The 18,210-nt window shown below is 58.7% G+C and carries 23 protein-coding genes; 14 read left to right on the top strand and 9 right to left on the bottom strand.

What is annotated here, in order from left to right:
• From TG4357_RS13335 to TG4357_RS19340, 6 genes are read right to left on the bottom strand one after another with little or no spacing between them, the layout of a single operon-like run.
• On the bottom strand, positions 1-267 hold the full coding sequence (locus tag TG4357_RS13335) for a helix-turn-helix domain-containing protein (RefSeq protein ID WP_058263390.1): 267 nt from the start codon (positions 265-267) through the stop codon (positions 1-3).
• Positions 268-323: 56 nt separating this feature from the next.
• A complete protein-coding gene (locus TG4357_RS19540) occupies positions 324-464 on the bottom strand; it encodes a hypothetical protein (protein ID WP_158509079.1) in 141 nt (46 codons plus the stop codon).
• The gene (locus TG4357_RS13330) at positions 461-757 is read right to left on the bottom strand and encodes a hypothetical protein (protein WP_058263389.1); all 297 of its coding nucleotides are present in this window, start codon (positions 755-757) and stop codon (positions 461-463) included. The genes TG4357_RS19540 and TG4357_RS13330 overlap by 4 nt, the downstream gene beginning before the upstream one ends.
• A complete protein-coding gene (locus TG4357_RS13325) occupies positions 754-996 on the bottom strand; it encodes a hypothetical protein (RefSeq protein WP_139193615.1) in 243 nt (80 codons plus the stop codon). The genes TG4357_RS13330 and TG4357_RS13325 overlap by 4 nt, the downstream gene beginning before the upstream one ends.
• Positions 993-1,178 carry a hypothetical protein gene (locus TG4357_RS13320; RefSeq protein ID WP_058263387.1) on the bottom strand — a complete coding sequence of 62 codons (186 nt, stop codon included), beginning with the start codon at positions 1,176-1,178 and terminating at the stop codon, positions 993-995. Before TG4357_RS13320 ends, TG4357_RS13325 begins: the two co-directional genes overlap by 4 nt.
• A 3-nt stretch (positions 1,179-1,181) precedes the next feature.
• On the bottom strand, positions 1,182-1,454 hold the full coding sequence (locus TG4357_RS19340) for a hypothetical protein (protein ID WP_139193614.1): 273 nt from the start codon (positions 1,452-1,454) through the stop codon (positions 1,182-1,184).
• Positions 1,455-1,593: 139 nt separating this feature from the next.
• Here TG4357_RS19340 and TG4357_RS13310 point away from each other — a divergent pair, with 139 nt between their 5' ends.
• Positions 1,594-2,286, top strand: coding sequence for a hypothetical protein (locus TG4357_RS13310; RefSeq protein WP_058263385.1), 693 nt, complete (start codon positions 1,594-1,596; stop codon positions 2,284-2,286).
• Here TG4357_RS13310 and TG4357_RS13305 read toward each other — a convergent pair.
• The 3 genes from TG4357_RS13305 to TG4357_RS13295 all read right to left on the bottom strand — a co-directional run bounded on the left by TG4357_RS13305 (position 2,267) and on the right by TG4357_RS13295 (position 4,217).
• Positions 2,267-3,037: a hypothetical protein gene (locus TG4357_RS13305; RefSeq protein WP_139193613.1), complete on the bottom strand. Its 771-nt coding sequence runs from the start codon at positions 3,035-3,037 to the stop codon at positions 2,267-2,269. The genes TG4357_RS13310 and TG4357_RS13305 overlap by 20 nt on opposite strands.
• 117 nt (positions 3,038-3,154) lie before the next feature.
• Complete coding sequence (locus TG4357_RS13300) at positions 3,155-3,526, bottom strand: helix-turn-helix domain-containing protein (RefSeq protein ID WP_058263383.1); 372 nt, start codon at positions 3,524-3,526, stop codon at positions 3,155-3,157.
• Between the two features lie 352 nt (positions 3,527-3,878).
• Positions 3,879-4,217: a hypothetical protein gene (locus tag TG4357_RS13295; protein WP_058263382.1), complete on the bottom strand. Its 339-nt coding sequence runs from the start codon at positions 4,215-4,217 to the stop codon at positions 3,879-3,881.
• A gap of 24 nt (positions 4,218-4,241) precedes the next feature.
• Between TG4357_RS13295 and TG4357_RS19535 the strand changes: the two genes are divergently transcribed.
• The 13 genes from TG4357_RS19535 to TG4357_RS13230 all read left to right on the top strand — a co-directional run bounded on the left by TG4357_RS19535 (position 4,242) and on the right by TG4357_RS13230 (position 18,170).
• Positions 4,242-5,363, top strand: coding sequence for a hypothetical protein (locus tag TG4357_RS19535; protein WP_158509078.1), 1,122 nt, complete (start codon positions 4,242-4,244; stop codon positions 5,361-5,363).
• A gap of 2 nt (positions 5,364-5,365) precedes the next feature.
• Complete coding sequence (locus TG4357_RS13285) at positions 5,366-5,740, top strand: hypothetical protein (protein WP_058263380.1); 375 nt, start codon at positions 5,366-5,368, stop codon at positions 5,738-5,740.
• Positions 5,737-6,078, top strand: coding sequence for a hypothetical protein (locus TG4357_RS13280; RefSeq protein WP_058263379.1), 342 nt, complete (start codon positions 5,737-5,739; stop codon positions 6,076-6,078). Before TG4357_RS13285 ends, TG4357_RS13280 begins: the two co-directional genes overlap by 4 nt.
• Positions 6,075-6,383, top strand: a complete 309-nt coding sequence (locus tag TG4357_RS13275; RefSeq protein WP_058263378.1) for a hypothetical protein — start codon at positions 6,075-6,077, stop codon at positions 6,381-6,383. Before TG4357_RS13280 ends, TG4357_RS13275 begins: the two co-directional genes overlap by 4 nt.
• A gap of 1 nt (position 6,384) precedes the next feature.
• Positions 6,385-7,533, top strand: a complete 1,149-nt coding sequence (locus tag TG4357_RS13270) for a DUF7146 domain-containing protein (protein ID WP_058263377.1) — start codon at positions 6,385-6,387, stop codon at positions 7,531-7,533.
• 37 nt (positions 7,534-7,570) lie between these two features.
• A complete protein-coding gene (locus tag TG4357_RS13265) occupies positions 7,571-9,439 on the top strand; it encodes a hypothetical protein (RefSeq protein WP_058263376.1) in 1,869 nt (622 codons plus the stop codon).
• A gap of 352 nt (positions 9,440-9,791) precedes the next feature.
• On the top strand, positions 9,792-10,430 hold the full coding sequence (nusG, locus tag TG4357_RS13260) for a transcription termination/antitermination protein NusG (RefSeq protein ID WP_144433925.1): 639 nt from the start codon (positions 9,792-9,794) through the stop codon (positions 10,428-10,430).
• A 247-nt stretch (positions 10,431-10,677) separates the two neighbouring features.
• A complete protein-coding gene (locus TG4357_RS13255; RefSeq protein ID WP_139193611.1) occupies positions 10,678-11,418 on the top strand; it encodes a hypothetical protein in 741 nt (246 codons plus the stop codon).
• Between the two features lie 160 nt (positions 11,419-11,578).
• Positions 11,579-12,211, top strand: a complete 633-nt coding sequence (locus TG4357_RS13250; RefSeq protein ID WP_233487506.1) for a DUF1441 family protein — start codon at positions 11,579-11,581, stop codon at positions 12,209-12,211.
• The gene (locus tag TG4357_RS13245; protein ID WP_058263373.1) at positions 12,211-14,316 is read left to right on the top strand and encodes a phage terminase large subunit family protein; all 2,106 of its coding nucleotides are present in this window, start codon (positions 12,211-12,213) and stop codon (positions 14,314-14,316) included. The genes TG4357_RS13250 and TG4357_RS13245 overlap by 1 nt, the downstream gene beginning before the upstream one ends.
• Positions 14,317-14,321: 5 nt before the next feature.
• Positions 14,322-14,528, top strand: coding sequence for a hypothetical protein (locus tag TG4357_RS13240; protein WP_058263372.1), 207 nt, complete (start codon positions 14,322-14,324; stop codon positions 14,526-14,528).
• 2 nt (positions 14,529-14,530) lie between these two features.
• Positions 14,531-16,003 carry a phage portal protein gene (locus TG4357_RS13235; protein WP_058263371.1) on the top strand — a complete coding sequence of 491 codons (1,473 nt, stop codon included), beginning with the start codon at positions 14,531-14,533 and terminating at the stop codon, positions 16,001-16,003.
• Complete coding sequence (locus TG4357_RS13230) at positions 15,978-18,170, top strand: head maturation protease, ClpP-related (protein ID WP_058263370.1); 2,193 nt, start codon at positions 15,978-15,980, stop codon at positions 18,168-18,170. The genes TG4357_RS13235 and TG4357_RS13230 overlap by 26 nt, the downstream gene beginning before the upstream one ends.
• The last annotated feature ends 40 nt before the right edge of the window (positions 18,171-18,210 follow it).

Raw genomic sequence — 18,210 nt, 5'->3', positions numbered from 1 at the left:
TTACCGCCTTGCCCATTGTTTCGGTTTTGCCTTCGCCGTGGTGATGCCAGTCCCGTGGTCTGCGGCTACCGGCGCTTTCTCTTCATAGGGCAGGCCGTCGGCGTAGGCGTCAAGGTCGAAGCGGTCATAGAGTCGGTTTCCGCCCCGTTCCTTGCGCGGAATCGGCAGGGTCCGAAGGGTGCTTTGCGAAACGCCCAGATACTGCGCGGCCTGGGCGGCCTGCATGAGGCGCGGCGCGAAAGCGATCTGTGGCATGTGCTTGGTCATCGGTTGTCTCTCTGGTTTCCATCGCTGGCCCGCGCTTGGCGGACCAGAAAGAGAAATCAGCTTTCCGGGCTGCCCATGAAGGTGGGCAGGGCTGTCGCTTCGGTGATCGCTTCCTTGAAAGTGGCTCCAAACGCCTTTTCCGAGTTGTAGACCGACAGCAGGACGGCAGCGGTTCCAATTGCAAGGACCTTCTTCATCCCGCCGCCCCCTCTGGATGGCCTTCAAGGATATTTTCCGCCGCGCGCATCCAGTTGCGCGCCAGATCCTCGGGCCGGTCGGCCATGGCCGACACGCCGAAAAGGCCGACTTCGTACAGGACCGGCGCGTCGTGGGGCGCGTCGGGTACGGGCCATGTGCCGCCATTGTTCAGCACCAGATTTTTCAACTGCAACAGGCGCGCGTCGGGGCGGCACATGTTCAGCAGATCCAAGGCGATCTGGGTTCGGCGCATGTCGATCGCGATCGCGATATCAGTCTGAATGACCATCATGCGGGTCCTTCCGTCTGTTCAAGCGCCATGTGCGCCCATGTGGTGATGGCCTGACCCCGGTCCCGCATAGGCGGGGTTTCCAGCCCGTAGCAGCGCAGGGAATACCCCTCGGGGTCGTGGTGCAGATCGGCGGGGGCCGTAAACTTGATACGTGCGGCCACGTTTTCAGTGCTGATCCCACGGTCGAGCGCCGCCAACGACCGGGTGGCAAGCTTATGCGCCGCGCGGTGCTGCATCATTGTCCTGCCAGTCCCGGCAGGAAGACCTGCAGTGCCAGATAAAGATCGACCGCATATTTCAGGGCGATGAGGATCAGTACAGCAAAGGCCCCGGCGATCAGCCTTACGGCGATGCCCATCCGTTCAACCTTGCGGTCCTGGCGCATGATGTCTTCGTTGATTTCGTGAAAGGGGGACAGCATCGCTTAGCGCCCCCTTACCGTATGGCCGATCTGGGCGGCGCGGTGGCGGATCCGTTCAAGGCGGCTTGCGCGGCCATGATCAAGGAAAGCGTCCAGCGTGACCGGGGCAAAGGGTTTGTCCATGATGTGCCGGGGTTCGCCAATGCGGTCCCAGTCCACGGTCTGGCCGCGCGCGTGTTTCAGGCGATCCCATGCCGCCTGAAGGACCAGCAACGGTGCGTGATCCGGGGCGAGTAACAGCGCGGCGTCTTCGTCATGCGTGTGGGCAATGTTCATTTCCGGCCTCCATCAACTGTGTTGACCAAGGAAATACATAAATAATGTAATTGATCAAGACTTAAGTACATAAAATGTGTAATGGATAAGGCGTGTATTGGTCCTGTATGCTTTGGAAAATCATTAAGGGCACGAAAAAATGCGTGAAGAAAATCTCTTAAAACTAGGGGGGCTTTGCCTTTCTGGGTTGGGTGCGGATGGCTTTGAATTGTGCGCAACAAGTGACTTGTCTGGATTTGAGGCGCAGATGCGAGATATTGGCAAGCCTGACAGTCACCCGATGATATCTACACGGTTCCACGACTTTGCCTCAGATGATGTTTTTGGCCTTTATATTAAGGCAAGAGACGGCTCTGTTGTGGCTGGCATGTCGGCTAGGATGGTCGCATTGGGTCAAGATAACTTAGAGTGCCACTGGAGGCGTTCTTATGCCAGGCTTTACAATAATAATGGAGACGCGCCGATCGTGTCTCGAACGTCAGGCGCCCGCGAGATAAGCGGTCGCGTGGTGTATCAGGGCGAGTTGTTCGCGCATCCAGATTGGCGGGGTGGGAAAATCAACGTACCGTTGGTGATGCTCTATGCTCATGCGTTGACCGCATTGAAGTGGCGTCCTGATTGGATTTACGCGTTCATGCGGATCGGGGGCATAAGTAGGGCGTCAGAATACGGGTTTTCACGGCAATACCTTGGCGCACACATGTGGCTACAGGATATTGAGCGAAGGACGGAGCAAGAATGTCTTGTTGCAGTTCGAAATGATGAACTTTGCGAGTTAGCTGAGTTCTACCTTCGAAATCCGGGAGTACTCCCTAGGCGTAAAAATCGTTGATCCGAAAACAGTAGTTCAGAATAAAACGGGTGCCCGCAGAAGCTTCAATCGGAAGTAGTAGTCTGATGTATTCGACGGTTTGCTCATATTCGTTCTGCGGAGAAAAAATATCAATTTGAAGCGGTTCGGAGAAAACAGGATTTCTAGACAGGGCAGCTTTACGGTAGGTGGAGGCAAGGTTGCTCTGGTCGGATTTCGGAAGGGATTGCACCAGCTTGGTGAGGCGGTCAACTGAGGGGCCGTGAAGGGTTTCTGCTGCCAGGCTCATTGCTCCAACTCGTTCAGGGATCACGGTCTCGCTCTCGAAGGATGGAACATTGATGAGGTCAAAGGCTTCTTCGATTTTGGAGGCTCCTACCAACTTGCCGCTGGTGCTGCGCCACCAACCTATTACGTCCTCAAGGGTTGGACGGTTGCTGTAGGCCTCCATCCTTCGATTTACAGTGTTCATTAGATCGGAAATGACTTTACCGGACTGACGGTGCAGTTCATCTCTGTAGCCATTGGCTGGGGTAGCTTCTACGTCTGGAAGGACGCCCATAAGATCTTCAACGGATCGATCCAGTTCTCTTGCGAGCGCAAGAGCGACGGTTACGCTTGGGTCGGATAGGGTTTGAGGTGCGTTTTTTGCCTTGGCGAATTGCTGCCCGAGATATGTCGGATTGCATCCGATTGCCGTGCTGACCGCTCGGGCACTGCGTCCTGATTGCTTGACTAGATGTTCCCAGCGCAAAACTATTTGAGCGTCCATTCAAGCCACCGTGTTTTAAATATATAACACGTACTCGCTATAGTTGACCCTGCAGGGGCGGGTCAATAAAAAGTTTGAAATTTGGAATGTAGAGGTTTGTGGTGGATTGGATCGTTTTTATGTTGCTGAAGCTTGCCGCGAAAGCTGGGGTCGATCTGAATTCGATAGCAGATCTGTGGTCGCAACTATTTTTTCCAGTTCGTGAAAAAGGCCCGTCTGAACATCCCCCGGAAGCTGGGCGTAGGACCCGGCAACGATAAAGTTTAGATCAACTCGATGTTGATGGTAGAAATACAGCATCATTTTCCAGTTTGGCAGGCTTCTTCCACGTTCAATGTTGCTGATATTGGATACTCGCCGATCAAGGGCGTTTGCCAAATCTTCTTGACTTAATTCGGCGAAAAGCCTTGCGGCTTTCGCGCGTATGGCGACTGCAGCGTTGTCTGATCGTCCGGCAAGCGCAAGCTTGTTTTTGTCGTCTGTATTCATGTTCTCTGTCTATCACATACACGAAAAATGTACGACTTTCTAAAATATGTAGTCTTGCATATACACAAATTGTGTAATACCGAAAGGTCATGAATACCGCCAGTGCAGAAAATCAGGAAGAAATTTCAGCCTCTGAATTTGTCGAGGCTGTTGGGCGTGCCGAGCTGCGGGCACGTCTAAAGGTCAGCACTCAAGCTATTGGCAACAGTATTAACGCCGGACGTTTTCCAGGTAGCTGGTATCGAGTTTGTCTTGAACTAAGCAGAGAGAAGGGCACACCATGCCCCTTAAAGCTTTTCAAGATGCGTGGAGCGGTCAGATGATCGCCCGCGCTGCACATCCTCACGGAGTGTTACGCCGCTCCACTCGTTATCAGATGGTAGCCGAGATATATCGCTGCGCCAGTCCCGATCAGGAACATCATCGCGCCGGTGAAGGTCCATTTCCACGCCGGGCCGGTGATCGTAAAGCCATGCCCGATGCCTGTTCGAAAGGTTCGGCATTCGGTGTTGCCAAAGCCAAACCCCATCATGATCAGGCCAACGCAAATGACTGCGATTCTATCGGTCGGGATGTCCACCACCAGGGCGGACACAAACAGGATCATTCCAAGCAGTCCCATGGCAGCGTACCACTTCTTCGCAACGACGTTAGCGAGGCCGTCGAGCCCCTTTCCAATCTGAGTATCCATGCGTTCTTCTCCAAGTGGGGACGTGTGGATTGGCATGTCGTGGGGGTTCAGGCCACGGCATGCCGCCTATATTGTGTGGGTTTGCCAAATTTGTCCATATGCTGTGGTTTTGCCCGCGCCACATATCCATCGGGTGGGCAGGCAAAGGACGCCGCGCCGCTGGCGTTGCGCCCTTCCTCCTCCCTGCTTTTTCACGGCGATTTATTGGGTCATCAACCGCAGAGCCTCTTTCCCTGCGTCAGGATGAGCCTCGCCACGAAAAACCTCACCCACGCGGTTAGCGTTCGTGCCCAGGTAATGGACTATTTGGGTGAAGGTTTTGCCTTGAAGACGAAGAATATGGGCTGTAACAGCCTCTTCGAAGTTCAGGGCCTTGCGCTCGACCTTTCTCGGGTTAAGCTGGACACCCGTGATAGGGTGACATTCATCAGGGCCAAGAGCCCTGTCGTGATAAGCCATGGTTTCTACTCCTTATGGCTTGTGGCGGTTATCGGCAAGGGTGAGAGTTTGCCGGTTTCCGCGATGTGCCGCGCTGTCAAAGAGGGCGCGGTTACCTCTACCGGGGCGGTGTTGCGAATCGCTCGCCGTCCCGGGCTTCAAGAAATATCACCCGAGATAACATGGTCAAAACTATTTCCGGTTATTGACTTTGCTAATCTGGAAAAGAATCGGTTAAACGCCTTTAAAATAAGGGTATTTTTTCCCGTTACCGCAAACACGATTACCACGATTTCATGTGTAGATATGACATCGAATATTTCCTTGACAGTATTCGTAGCATTTCGGGGTCATTCGAAACTGCAGCTCCGGCAAAGCACCCTCCCGCCGCGCCGGTGCGGTCTGCCCGTCTCCTCCTCCCTTGGGCGGGCCGCAACAAGAACCGGGCGCAAGCCCGGCCTGACTGTCACCCTGTCGGGGATCCGGGGTGACGCACTGGCGCGGCTCGGATTGTTTACCCAATTCCCGGTCCGCGCCTTTTTCGGATTTCATAAATCGGGTGCTTTCCAACACCTGATGGCGGTCTTGTCCGCAATTCCCTCCCTGTTGAACTTCGGGCGCGGGTTTCAATCCCGCGCCTGCTTTTCCGGGGCAGGAAAGCGATCGCATCAAAGCGCCGCCCAGAGCGCCGTTATAGCGGGGTGCTAGGCATGACCCTGCTGGACCCGTCGCCCGCGAATGGCTTCACAAGCCATATCAGGATCGAAAGTTTCAAGGATTACGCCTATCCCGAACTGGCGGCGTTCCAGCCGTGGCAAGACGGGATTTGCTACAACCCGCTTTGCGCTAAGCCGTTCGACCCGTCGCGGGACTGGGGCATGTATTGCTGCCCGGCCTGCGAACGTCAGGTGGTGGCGGAAATGCAGCGCTGGGGCCGTCGCATGGCCTGGCCGTTGCTGCTGCATCGGCAATACAAATACGCGGCCCCCGGCACAGCGCAAGCCGATCTTGTCCGCGCCGCCCGCCGATACGTCACCATGGCGCAATCAGCCTGGATGCGCGAACGGGCAGGGGTCGGGCCATGACGCGGGCGGATGACAGGATCCCGGTTGTCGCTTTCGGGTTGCTTGCGACCACGGTCGCGCTGAAAGCCAAGACCGGGCACCTGACCAAAGGCGATATCTGCGCCCTGTCTGCGTCGGTTTTGGCGCATATGCCGGGTAACGTCGCAGCCCATTCGGCGGTTCTGGAATTCGTCGCCAATCATCGCGCCGCCCCGGTTGCGGCGGGCACCGCCTTGCAGGATGCGATCCTTGAACTCGTGCCAGAGGTCGATCCGTACCGGGCTGAACAGGTCTTGTCCGACTTCGAAGGCGAAGACCAGATGCAGTTCCCGTGGCAGGGTATCAGGGGGATGGTATGAAAGATCAGCATATCTGCGCCTGCCAGTTGATGATTGCCGCTTCGGCAGCGCTTTGCATGCATTCCGTTCGGGATGAAAATTATCAGGTCCACGTCGATATATTGCGCGAATGCTTGCCGGATGCGGCCCATGGCCCCGCTGATCTGGGACCGGTTTGGACTGCCGCCCGGGACCTGAGCCAATCCGAAGACGGGCGCGCCCAGGATGCCGCGCTGACCCGGCTGAACACCGCCTTGCGGCGGTATTTCGTGCAGCGGGTCGGGGCGCTTTACGCGGCGTGGTCGCCGGTCGTGATGGAGGGCTGATATGTCCGCCGCTGACGACGACAGGTTGAGTGAAGCGCAATCCATCCCGATCATGGATATTGCCGCGCAATTGAAAATCGAGGATCTGGCGCGCGCCGGTCATGAATGGGTCGGGCCGTGCCCGCGCCCCGGATGCGGCGGCACCGATCGGTTTTCAATCAATCCAGATTTGGGCGTCTATAACTGCCGCGCCTGTGGCGGCGGCGATGGCATTGCGCTGGTGCGCATGGTGCTGGGCTGCGATTTTCCAAGCGCTCTCAGTCATCTGGTCGGGGAAAAACACCTAGAGCTTTCGGAGGAAGAACGCGACCGGCGCAGGCGGGACCGTGAAAAGCAGAGGCAGAAGGACGAAGCAGCCGCGAATGCGGCCCGTGAAAAGGCCCGTCGGCAGGCGCATAGGATCTGGATGGACGCCCTGCCTTCGCTGGGAAGCCCGGTTCAGGACTACCTGGCGATCCGTGGTTTCCGGCCGGAAGACTATCCCGGGATCGCTGTCCGGCTGCGGTTCCATCCGGCCTTGCGTTACATGGTGCCGGTCAGGGGATCGCGGGAATGGCAAGTGGTCCATTGCGGCCCGGCCATGCTGGCGGTGGTTCAGCGCCCCGACAACAAGTTCAGCGCTGTTCACCGGACATGGATCGATCTTGACCGGCCCAATGGCAAGGCCGCGATCGAACACAATGGCGAGGGCCTGCAAGCAAAGAAAAGCTGGGGGCCTGTGAAGGGCTGCGCAATCCGGCTGTTCACCCCGGCTAAGGCCGACACGCTGATCATGGGCGAGGGGATCGAAACCACCCTGACCGGCCTGCGGGCCGGGGATGGGTCGGCGGCATACTGGGCCGGGATCAGTCTGGGCAACATGGCGGGCAGGCGGATCCTGAAAGGCAAGGGCATGAAATTCGCGGGCGTTCCTGACCTGACGGATGATCGCGCCTTCCTGCCGCCGCCATGGGTGCGCCGCCTGGTGTTCATCAAGGACGGTGACAGCGAACCGAAAACCACGCGCGCCAAGCTGCTGTCCGGCCTGCGTCGGGCGAAAGCGCAAATGCCCGGCTGCGAGACGATCCAGATCGTCCATGCCGAAGACGGGCTTGACCTGAATGACATGCTGCTGGGCGATCCCAGCGGCGAAAACAAAGACGGCCTGTAGGTCGCTAATTCGAAAAGAAAAATTGGGGAGGCGGATCATGAGCAATGGGGTAGATCGGGTCCGGCGGGCGCTGGAAAGTCCCGAGGATATCGACAGCGGTACCATGGGCGGCGGGGATCCGGCAGCGGACGCGCCGTTCTACCACGAGGAAACCATGGATACCGGCCCGGAACTGATCGAAGGCGATGACGGGGGCAGTCACCTGTTGCCGCGCGGCTTCCCGGTTCAGCCGCTGGGTATGGCCGCTGGCAAGTTTCATTTCCTGACGTCGCGCGGTGAAATGGCGGAACTTTCCGCCCATGCCATGAACAGCCGGGCGAACCTTGTGGCGCTGGTGGCTGGCGTCGATGATCCAATCGGTCATCTGGCAACTATCGGGCCGGTGCAGAACCGCCGGGACAACGGGTTCAACACCGCAATCGCGGCGGATACGCTGATGGAAGCCTGCTGCGCCTTGCCGCTTTACGATCCGACCACGCCGGTGCGCCATTTCGGGACATGGCGGGGGTCTACCGATACGCCGGTGGTTCACCTTGGCGAAACACTGCTTGCCAGCAAGGACGAAAAGCGCCGGGGCCGGATGATCGGTCGCGCGCTTTTCCCGGCGGTGCCGTCCCGGTCCGGCCCTTCTGACAGCGCGGCCAAGGCGGATGAAATCGCATGGGTGCGCGATCGTATTCAGGATATGTGGAACTGGGCGTCCGATCATGATGCCGACGTTCTGATCGGCTGCGTCGGGCAGGCGGCGCTTGGTCAATATCCCAGTTGGCGCACCCATACCTATATCAAGGGCAAGCACGGATCGGGCAAGACAACCCTGACAAAAATCGTGTCTTCACTGCTGGGCGGCATGTCTACCGGGGTCAAGAATTCCACCAGCGCCGCCGCGATCCGGCAGACCACCAACCGGCAGGCGATTGCAAGGGTATTTGACGAAGCAGAGGCCGACGAAGCCGATGCGAACCGCGACGTGATCGCGCTGTTCCGTCTGATGTCGGATGCCGAAGGGGCGCAGGTCGAACGGGGGACTTCGGATCATCAGGGCATAACCTTTCAGCTTTACGGGGCGGGGTTCCTGTCTTCGGTGATCCCCGTAGCGATGACGCCCGCCGACAGGTCGCGTTTCGTGATCCTGACGATTGCCGAACGCGACGAAGACGACAACGTCACGGAACAGGCTTTGCGGCTCGATGATCTGCAGGAAGATGCCCGCGCCCTTGGCCCGCAGGTCTGGCGGCGGATGCTGGATCTGGCCCCGGACCGCTGGGACCGGACGTTTCGGATCTACAATGTCCTGGTGCAGGGGCTTGGCGCGCGCGCGCGGTCCGGCGATACGATCGGGGCCGTTCTGGCCGGGTGGGATCTGATGCTGTTCGACACCCCGGTATTCGATGCGACCGGCGACGGGGCCGACATGGAGCGGCTTGAACGCGCCAAGATCATCGCCCAGCCCCTGATCGATATGTCTGCCGAAGCCGAAGAAGAAGGCGAAGGCGAACGTTGCCTGCGCACCCTGTTCTCTGGCCTGATCCAGAAGGATCACGGCGGGGTCATCACGGTGGCGGAACTGATCGAACGGATCAACAACGGTGAAGGCGATCAGGGGCAATTCGACAACAAGCTGCTGGGCCGTCTTGGCCTGCGCATTCTCGACGGCCCTAAATCCGGGCGCGATATGTTCATCGCCCACGGTCAGAACCCGCTGCTGGACAAATCCTTTGCCGGTTCGCGCTGGCGCAAAGGTGGGCACCGGGCCGCGTTGGAAACGATTTCCGACGTTCGCCCTTCGCCCCGGACCGTGCGTGTTGCGGGGCGTTCCGTGCGCGGCCTGATCGTGCCCGCGCGTTTCCTTCCGGGATGGAAAGAGGCCCCCCAAAGCGACCCGGATGACGGGGTGGAGCTGTGACGTTTGCGGGGGAAGCGTCACGCCAGCGTCACGCATTATGTCACGGGGGTAAGTGCATGAAAATGTAAGGGAAATACTGGAAAAACCCTTTGTTGTGACGGTGTTACGCTGAAACCGGCATACACGCGTAATGCGCGCGCGTGAAAGCTACTTAGAGAAACACTGTCACACTGTCTTATATATCTCTTTTTGAAATAAAGATAAATAATAACAAAGGGTTATGCGTAACGCAAAAGCGTGACGCTGGCGTGACGGTCAAAGGCCGGGCGTCACGGCGGCGAAATCTGAGAAATTTGGGGGCAGTGCAGTGCAAATGGTGGCAATCGAGATGGGAAATCAGGATCAGCCTGTCATGGGGGCAGGTCTTCAATGGTACGCGGTGCGGGTGATGCGGCCCCGCAACCCGAACCGGCGCACGGCGCTGATCGGGGCCGAAAAAGAAACCTACCGGGATCGCGGCGGGCGGATCTGCGTTCGCCCGCGCAAGGGCACCGGGGCCCGGGTCTATGTGCCCGAACTGATCCTGCGCCGCGCCGGGTTCAGCGTGTTCATGCCCAAGGATATGAAATGGCGTCGGGTCAATCGCTTTGCCCCGGAAAAGAAGCTGGTGGCATTCCCGCTGCTGGCCGACTGGATCTTCGTCGGTTGGCCCCGGGATGCGGCGCGCTGGCACGAACTCTGCGCCCTGGACGTGGTGGCCGGGGTTCTGGGAACCGGCGGACGGCCCGCCCGGATTTCCGAAAAGCAGATGGTCCGGGTGATGCGCGATTGGGGCGGCGGCAAACAGGCCCCGGATCATCATCGCTATATGCGGTCGCACCGCGAATTCGAAGTGGATGACGTGGTCAGCTTTGCCGATGGATCGATGGAAGGGTGCCCGCTGCGGGTGGTCGGGATCGAAGGGGCACAGGCGCGGATCATGGTCCGGCTTTTTGGCCGCGAAACCGAATGGCTGGTGCAGTCCGGCCTGCTCAAGCGGGCAGAGAAATGAGCATATGGCGCGCAACAGTATGTTGTAAAAATATATTGACGCGCCACATTTTCGGGTGCTAGAGGCGAAAGTAGGACGATCCAAAGCGGTCCCTGCCAATGAGGTAACACAAGGCTCCGGCCTTGGAAGGGCAACACCGTGGACCCTCGCATTCGCGCCAGGCAAGAGCCGCACCGCGAATGACAGTGCTACTGCAATGACTGACAGGCCCGGCGGAAACGACCGGGCTTTTGTTTTGTCTGGGGGTATGACTGATGCGCTGTCCCTACACATTGACCCGAAAGACTTCATGCGGGTCACCTCGGCTATCGAGCGAAAGCAACTGCCCATCGCAACAGCTTGGGCGTTGAACGATACGGCGGATGATGTGCTTGAACATATCCAGCGCCGCATGGAGGTGGTGTTTGATCGCCCGACCCGGTTCACAAAGAACGCCTTCATGGTGTGGCGGGCCAAGAAATCCACCCTGGTTGCCGAGGTGCGCGAGCGCCCATCGGTCGGATCGCGCCACTACCTGAAACGGCAAGAGCGTGGCGGTGTGCGAAAGCAAACCGGGCTTGAGCGCATGGTCATGCACAACCTCGCCTATGACGGGGTGCTGGCCGCGATCATTCCGACCAGTGCGGCACGGTTGAACGCATTCGGAAACTGGACGCCGGGCGAGCGCAATCAGGCTGTATCTGCGATCAAGGCGTTCGGCGAAACGGGGTACACCGCCAACGCCACGGCTAAATCCAAGGCGAGGTCGAAGGGACGGCGGGCTGCTTACTTTGTTCCACAGAAAGGCTCGGGCCTGTCGCCGGGGATCTGGCGGCGCAAGGGTAAAGGCAAGCGCGAGCGCGTCGAAAAGATTGCCCACTTCACCGATACGATGCCGCGCTATCATGAGCGGCTCGGGTTCTATGACGGGGCGGAACAGGTGTTTGAGCGCATGATCGCACCGAATTTTCGCCGGGCCTTTGAAAAGGCGATGGCTACCGCCCGATAGGTATTTGGGTCCTTCCTGGAGGATCTTCCGCATGCGGGTAATTCGCACCCCATGTTATTGATATGTTTCAAATTCTTGATCGCTACAGATTAAGGTTGGTGTTGTTGTTGCCATCCCTGGCGGGTCAGGTTCGTTCAAGAAAGGAACTGGTTTGAACGAGGTGGAGCCGGGCGCAGATGCGCGCGAAAATGTGGCTGTAGACGGTGGTTCGGTTCGATCTGAACCCGAATTGAACCGTGGCCAGATCGCGCTTTGCTTCGATGTCTCGGAAAACACTATCGACAAATGGATCAGGAAAGGGATGCCGGTTGCTACTCAAGGGGGCAACGGAGTTGCCTACGGGTTTTATCTGTCGGACTGCAAGGCGTGGCGCGATCGAGAATTGGCGACTGAGCGCGAAAGCCAAGCGGCTGCGGATCTGTTCGTTCAGCAAGAGCGGGCAAGGTTTCTGAATGTGGGGTCCGGTCAGCATCGCGCTGCAATGTCGCCAGCTCAACAAAAAGAATTGGCGCAAGCTGAGCTGCTGCATATGCAGGCCAGTCAGAAACGCCGCTCGCTGGTGCATGTTGAAGAGATGGTGGAGCTGGTGGACACGATCCTTGGGGAGTTTCGCGCGGGGCTGGATGGTCTGCCGGATTGGATGGAAAGGGAATTTGGCCTTTCGCCTGAACAGGTCGAACGGGGGATCAGGTATTGCGATGCGGTGATGCAGGAGATCCACGATCGGTTGCAGGCTGAACGTCTTGGGGATCGTGATGGGGTTATCGATCCTGAGGATCAGCGGTTGATCTGATGCAGATGCCTGATCGACCGGCGGGAAAGCTGCCGGAATTACCGCCGCTGCCGCCGTTTGCTTCGGCGCGCGATGTCCTGCGCCGCTGCCTGCCGTCGCTCCTGCCTGCCACTCGGATGAGCGTGGTGGAGGCGGCGATCAAGCACATGAAGGTCAACGCCAATGGCCGTTGGGTGGCGTTTGATCCCGACGTCACGCCAATGATGGTTGAGCCTGCCAATATGCTGGCTTCGCGCTTCTACCGGGAATGGGTTTTTGTTGGTCCGGCTCGTACCGGTAAGACCGTCATGCTGCTCAAGGGCACCGCCCACGCAATCACCTGCGATCCTGGTGTGGTGCATATCACCCATATGACCGAAGGGACGGCTGAAAAATGGGTGGATGAGGAGCTGTTGCCGATGATCGAGAACAGTCCGGAATTGGCCAAGCGCCAAGGAACGGGGCGTTCTGATCGCAACATCCTTTCAAAGAAGTTTGTCGGCGGAACCAAGGTTACCATCGGCCCGCCAACCAAGGCCAACTTGTCAGGCCGAACGATCCGAACGGTTCTTTTCACCGATCTGGACCGGATGCCTTTGACGGTTGGTAAAGAGGGCACCCCGTTTACGATGGGGGCAAAGCGAAACGAAACGCTTGGATCGCGCGGGATGACGGCTGCGGAAAGTTCGCCAGGTCATCCGATTACTGACCCTGAATGGGTGCCATCAACGCCACATGAAGCGCCCCCGGCTGCCGGGATTGTCGATCTTTACAACGGGGGAACGCGCGGGCGGTGGTATTGGGATTGCCCATGTTGTGGCGAGCCGTTCCAGCCGTTGTTTGAGCTGTTGGAGTATGACGAAACCCTGTTGCCAGCAGAGGCGGGCGCGCAGGCTTATATGGTTTGCCCGCATGAGGGTTGCGGCGGGGTGATTGAAGCCGGTCAGAAGGTGACGCTGAACCGGTCCGGCTATTGGCTGCATGAAACGGCAGAGGGTGGGCTGGCCCGGATTGATAGCGGCGAGGTGCTGAAATCCGAGCGGATCAGTTGGATGATGAACGGCGCGGCGGCGTCCTTCGCATCCTGGGCGCGGTTGGTGTCAAAATACGAAACCGCGCGCCGCGCCCTGAAAGCAACGGGCGATGAGGAACCGCTCAAGGTCACGATCAACACCGATCAGGGCATGCCTTACCTGCCGATGGCGTTGAAGGTTGAGGCGGCGCTGACGATTGCTGATCTGAAAGCGGATCGCTTGAAGATCCCGCAAAAGGTTGCGCCGTCCTGGACGCGCTTCCTGGTGGTGAGCGTGGATGTGCAGAAGGGCCGCTTTGTCGTTCAGGTCATGGCCTATGGGCTGGATGGTCAGCGGGTGCCGATTGATCGTTTCGATTTACACACCCCGCCGCCAACTGCGCCGCGCGCGTCAGATCGGATGTTGGAGCCGGAAAAATACATTGAGGATTGGGAAGTCCTGCGCCCGCTGCTGACCTCGGCCTATCCGGTTGAGGGGGCGGATCATGGCCTGACCCCCTTGGCTGTCGCTTGCGATTTCCACGGGCAGCCTGGCGTTTCTGACAAGGCAAACCAATTCTGGGATGCGCGGGTTGCGGATGGTGAGCGCGATAAGTGGTTCTTTATCCGGGGGCATGGCGGTTTCAAGGTGGATGGCCGGATTTGGTATAAACAACCGACCCGCGCCAATTCGGGTGAAAAGGCCAGGTCTATCTGGCTGCTGAACATTGCCACCGACAAGTTGAAAGACACGCTGTTTGCGGCGCTGTCGCGGGTCGAGGGCGGGCCGGGGTCACAGCGGGTGCCCGAATGGATGGGGGATGACCACCTGAAAGAGTTCACCGCCGAACATCGCAAACCGACCGGCTACGAAAAGCGCAAAAATATGCCGCGAAACGAGGCCATCGACCTATCGAGCTATGCCCAGGCGCTGGCTGAGCACAAGGGTTTGAAGCGCCTGACCTCGCAAGCCGCGCTGCCAGACTGGGCCTTGTCCGGTCTGGCAAACAGCAATGCGGTTCCGCTGGAAACAGACGGAACACCAGTCCCGGAAGCAGAAAGACCCGAGCGCGTCGAACAGCCTGTTGTGACACGGATCGGCTATTTGGAGTGATTTTTATGGCGAGCTACACGCAAGAGGATCTGGCGGCGATCAATGAGGCCATCGTCAATCCGGCAAAGGCCGTCACGATCAACGGTGAAAGCGTTCAGTATCGTGATTTGGCGGATCTGCTTCTGATCAAGCGCGAGATCCTGGCAGATCTGCAAGGGGGGCAATCTGCAGCGTCCCCGATGCAGTTTCCCCAGACAAGCCGGGGACTTTGATCATGACGCATTTTCAGACGGCCAATGTACTGGATCGCGCCATCCTCGCTGTGTCACCCCGTCGCGGCCTGGACCGGATTGAGGCGAAAACCCGCGCCCGGATCTTGATGAATTACGATGGGGCCAGCCGTGGCCGCCGTTTGAAAGGCTGGAAGGCCCCCGGCACCGATGCTGACGCGGCAAGCCTGCAAGGCCGCGCGCGTCTTCGGCAGTTAAGCCGGGACATGCATCGCAATTCACCATTTGCGGTGCGCGCCCGTGCCGTGGTGACAAACAATGTTGTGGCCACGGGCATCAAGCCGTCGATTGTCGCGGGAAACAAGCGGGCCAAGGCTGCTGCCGAGAAGGTCATTCTAGGGCATTTGAAATCCAAGCGGCTGGACAAATACGGCGAACATGATCTGTTTTCGCAGCAGGCGCTTGTTCAGAATTCCGTGTTCGAAAGCGGCGAAGTTCTGGTTCTTCGCCACGATCGACCGGCGGCGGCGGGTCTCGATCTGCCGTTCCAAACAGAGATTGTTGAGATCGACCAGCTTGACCCGACCGTCATGACCGGCCCGACCGGGAATGAGGTGATCGACGGGCTGGAATATGACGCCGAGGGCAATGTTGTTGCCTTCCATATCTATGAGCAACATCCCGGGTCTGCTTCGCGCAAGATCAGTCTGAAAAGCCATCGCTGGCCAGCGGAACGGGTGCTGCATATTCGCCGCCTGGATCGTCCAGGGCAAACGCGTGGTGTTCCTTGGCTGGCCCCGGTGATGGTCACCTTGGGCGAGCTGCGCGACTATCAGGAAGCGCAGATCCTTAAACAGAAAATCTCGTCTCTTTTGGTCGGTGTGGTGACCTCAACTCAGGGGACGCCTTTGACTGAGGCGCAGAAGAAAGCCGGGTTGGGTTCCATGTCGCCAGGGGGCATCACCTATCTGGAAGACGGCCAGAAAATGGAATGGTCCGATCCGCCCAGTGTTGGCGAATATGACGTTGTTATGCGTCTGGGGCTGCTGGCCATCTCGATGGGCTTGGGGATCACTTACGAAAGTCTGGCGGGGGATCTCAGCCGGGTCAATTTTGCCAGCTCCAAGGTCGGGCGGATCGAAATGGATGCCAATGTTGCCGCCTGGCAGACCCATATGATGATCGGCCAATTCTGCGAGGGGATCGCCAAATGGGCGCTTGATGCCTATCGGCTTACGCGCGCGGCTATGCGCGGGATCTCTATCAACTGGACAGCCCCAAAGCGCCCGATGATCGACCCGGCAAAGGAAATAAAGCCCGAGGTCCAAAAAATCGAAAGGGGTTTGACCAGCCGCCAGCGTTCAATCCGAGGCATGGGGCAGGATCCCGACGTTATCGACCGCGAAATCGAGGAAGACGAGGTGCGCGACGCTGAGCGCGCGGCGCGCGTGCTTGCTCGTACCAAAACCACCCAGCCAAAAGGAGATGGGGATGAAGGGACAAAACCTGATCAGTAATGGAGAGATCCTGCTGTTTGGCACCGTGGTGCAGGACGGTTGGATCTGGCCCGAAGATACCGGGTTGTTTAGCTCGTTGATGGTGATCGAGGCGCTGGCGCAGTTTCAGGGCGATGTGACGGTTCGCGTCAATTGCGATGGTGGCAGCCCCTTTGAAGGGGAGGCGATCCGCGCCGCTTTTGAAAACCATCCCGGCAAAGTCATGGTCAAGGTGCAGGGGGCGGCGCATTCGGCAGCGTCCCTGATGATCATGAGCGCGGATGAAATCGAGATGTCCGCCGGGTCGGTGATGCTGATCCACGATCCGTCTACGGGTGTCTGGGGCAATCCGGCAGAATTGCAGGCCGCGACCGATGATCTGACCGCCATGGCGGATACCTACGCCTCTGTCTACGCCGCGCGTAGCGGCAAATCAAAGGAAGAGGCGCGCGCGATCATGCAAAAGGGCATCACCTTTTCGGCCACCCAAGCGTTGGAAGAGGGGTTCGCCGACAGGATCGCCGGGGATGGGAATAGCGGTGTCGAACTGATGCCCGCTGAAATGCAAAGCCGGGCCTACGCGGCGATGATGCGCGCCGCCGGGATCGCCCAAGCCGCGAAGATGAAATTTGAGGCCGCCCAAAAGGCGGCTTCGAACACAGATGGCACCGATGGTGCCGTAACCGGGGATCATGTTCCCCAAGTCAATGGAGAACCCAAGATGAGCAAACCCAATGCAACGACCACCGCGCCGCCCCCGGCAGGTGTCACGATCCCGTCTATGTCGAATGCGGCCCCGGATGCTACCGTGCAGAATGCGCCGGTGGCTTCGACTGCCCCGGCCACTCAGCCCGAGACCACGCAACCGGCCCTGGCAATGCAGGCAAACGGAGTGCAGCCCCAAACCGTCATGCAGGAGGTCGAGGCGGATCGTGCCCGTGGCCGCGCGATCCGTGAAATGTCCGCCCCCTTCGCCAGCATGCTCGCCCCTGGTCTGGTCGATGGTTTGATTGATGAGGGCAAGAGCATGGAAGAGGCGCGCGCCGTGGTGATGAATGCAGTAGCTGCAAATCAGCCTCGCACCAGCCGCGTGGAAATCAATCGTGACGCTGGTCAGACGCAAGTAGAAGGCATGATCGGTGCGCTGATGCACCAGGCCAATCCGAACATGTTCAATCTGGAAGGTCCTGCCGAAGATTATCGCGGTTTGCGCCTGAAAAACATGGCAATGCATCTGGCTGGTCGGCAGGCTGGTTTCAACGAACTGGACGCCATCCATCGGGGCATGCGGTCCACCGCCATGACGGGCGGTGCCCATGGGGTCAGCGACTTTGCCTATATCACCACAGAAGTGATGAACCGCACCTTGCGGGCCGCCTATAAGACCCGCCCGCAGACATGGCGCAAACTGTCGCGCCAACGCAGTGCCTCGGATTTTCGCGCCCTGCATTCGGTGTCCTTTGGCGGTGATCTGGAATTCAAAAAGGTTGCCGAAACCGGCGAATATGAAAGCGCAGTTTTGAATGATGCTGCCACCTCGTTGAAGGTTCAGCGCTATGGCCGCACCATCACCCTGACTTTTGAAGCGGTGGTGAACGACGATCTTGGCGTGTTTGAGCAACTGCCCCGCGAATTTGCCCGCAAAGCTTCGACGCTGGAAAGCAAAATCATGTGGGAACTGATCCGCTCCAACGCGACGATCAACGGTACTGCGTTCTTCCATGCCGATCATGGCAACCTCGGGGGTGCCGGTGGCATCACGGTTGCCAATGTCGGCAAGGGGCGCAAGGCGATGTGGGAACAGCGCCCGTTCGGATCCAAGGACAAGGACGACTTCCTGGAGATCGAGCCGGATCTGCTTTACGTGCCGCCGGAGTTGGAAACCTCGGCGCTGCAGTTCGTAGCCGAAGCGGTGCCCACCAAGCTGGATGACGCCAACCCCTTCCGCCGGACCCTGACGCCGGTTACCGAAGCGCGCCTGGGCGCGGCGGCGGGTGGGTCTGATACCCGCTGGTATCTGTTCAGCTCGGACTTGCCGCCGATGGTGCATGCCTATCTGCAAGGCTACGAGGCCCCGACCGTAACCACCAAAGAAGGGCTGAACCCCGATGCGGTGGTCATGGATGCCCGCCATATCTTCGGCGGTGCGCTGGATGAACCCAAAGGTGCTTATCGCCACGGCGCGTAAACGCCGCTGTGCAAATTAGACCGGCGCGACAGGTGAGGCT

This window comes from Thalassovita gelatinovora, assembly GCF_001458355.1.
GTDB classification, from domain to species: Bacteria; Pseudomonadota; Alphaproteobacteria; order Rhodobacterales; family Rhodobacteraceae; genus Thalassobius; species Thalassobius gelatinovorus.
Note: the sequence above shows the minus strand (reverse complement) of the source record. Positions and strands in the feature narration are given on the sequence as shown.

What these genes read in the sequence shown, in the direction of transcription:
- TG4357_RS13245 (WP_058263373.1), top strand. Translation starts at nt 12,211, where the DNA reads ATGCAGATGCCTGATCGACCGGCGGGAAAGCTGCCGGAATTACCGCCG.
- TG4357_RS13330 (WP_058263389.1), bottom strand. Translation starts at nt 757, where the DNA reads ATGATGGTCATTCAGACTGATATCGCGATCGCGATCGACATGCGCCGA.
- TG4357_RS13300 (WP_058263383.1), bottom strand. Translation starts at nt 3,526, where the DNA reads ATGAATACAGACGACAAAAACAAGCTTGCGCTTGCCGGACGATCAGAC.
- TG4357_RS13275 (WP_058263378.1), top strand. Translation starts at nt 6,075, where the DNA reads ATGAAAGATCAGCATATCTGCGCCTGCCAGTTGATGATTGCCGCTTCG.
- TG4357_RS13295 (WP_058263382.1), bottom strand. Translation starts at nt 4,217, where the DNA reads ATGGATACTCAGATTGGAAAGGGGCTCGACGGCCTCGCTAACGTCGTT.
- nusG (WP_144433925.1), top strand. Translation starts at nt 9,792, where the DNA reads ATGGGGGCAGGTCTTCAATGGTACGCGGTGCGGGTGATGCGGCCCCGC.
- TG4357_RS13230 (WP_058263370.1), top strand. Translation starts at nt 15,978, where the DNA reads ATGAAGGGACAAAACCTGATCAGTAATGGAGAGATCCTGCTGTTTGGC.
- TG4357_RS13305 (WP_139193613.1), bottom strand. Translation starts at nt 3,037, where the DNA reads ATGGACGCTCAAATAGTTTTGCGCTGGGAACATCTAGTCAAGCAATCA.
- TG4357_RS19340 (WP_139193614.1), bottom strand. Translation starts at nt 1,454, where the DNA reads ATGAACATTGCCCACACGCATGACGAAGACGCCGCGCTGTTACTCGCC.
- TG4357_RS13255 (WP_139193611.1), top strand. Translation starts at nt 10,678, where the DNA reads ATGACTGATGCGCTGTCCCTACACATTGACCCGAAAGACTTCATGCGG.
- TG4357_RS13240 (WP_058263372.1), top strand. Translation starts at nt 14,322, where the DNA reads ATGGCGAGCTACACGCAAGAGGATCTGGCGGCGATCAATGAGGCCATC.
- TG4357_RS13285 (WP_058263380.1), top strand. Translation starts at nt 5,366, where the DNA reads ATGACCCTGCTGGACCCGTCGCCCGCGAATGGCTTCACAAGCCATATC.
- TG4357_RS13320 (WP_058263387.1), bottom strand. Translation starts at nt 1,178, where the DNA reads ATGCTGTCCCCCTTTCACGAAATCAACGAAGACATCATGCGCCAGGAC.
- TG4357_RS13265 (WP_058263376.1), top strand. Translation starts at nt 7,571, where the DNA reads ATGAGCAATGGGGTAGATCGGGTCCGGCGGGCGCTGGAAAGTCCCGAG.
- TG4357_RS13235 (WP_058263371.1), top strand. Translation starts at nt 14,531, where the DNA reads ATGACGCATTTTCAGACGGCCAATGTACTGGATCGCGCCATCCTCGCT.
- TG4357_RS13310 (WP_058263385.1), top strand. Translation starts at nt 1,594, where the DNA reads ATGCGTGAAGAAAATCTCTTAAAACTAGGGGGGCTTTGCCTTTCTGGG.
- TG4357_RS13335 (WP_058263390.1), bottom strand. Translation starts at nt 267, where the DNA reads ATGACCAAGCACATGCCACAGATCGCTTTCGCGCCGCGCCTCATGCAG.
- TG4357_RS13280 (WP_058263379.1), top strand. Translation starts at nt 5,737, where the DNA reads ATGACGCGGGCGGATGACAGGATCCCGGTTGTCGCTTTCGGGTTGCTT.
- TG4357_RS13270 (WP_058263377.1), top strand. Translation starts at nt 6,385, where the DNA reads ATGTCCGCCGCTGACGACGACAGGTTGAGTGAAGCGCAATCCATCCCG.
- TG4357_RS13325 (WP_139193615.1), bottom strand. Translation starts at nt 996, where the DNA reads ATGATGCAGCACCGCGCGGCGCATAAGCTTGCCACCCGGTCGTTGGCG.
- TG4357_RS19540 (WP_158509079.1), bottom strand. Translation starts at nt 464, where the DNA reads ATGAAGAAGGTCCTTGCAATTGGAACCGCTGCCGTCCTGCTGTCGGTC.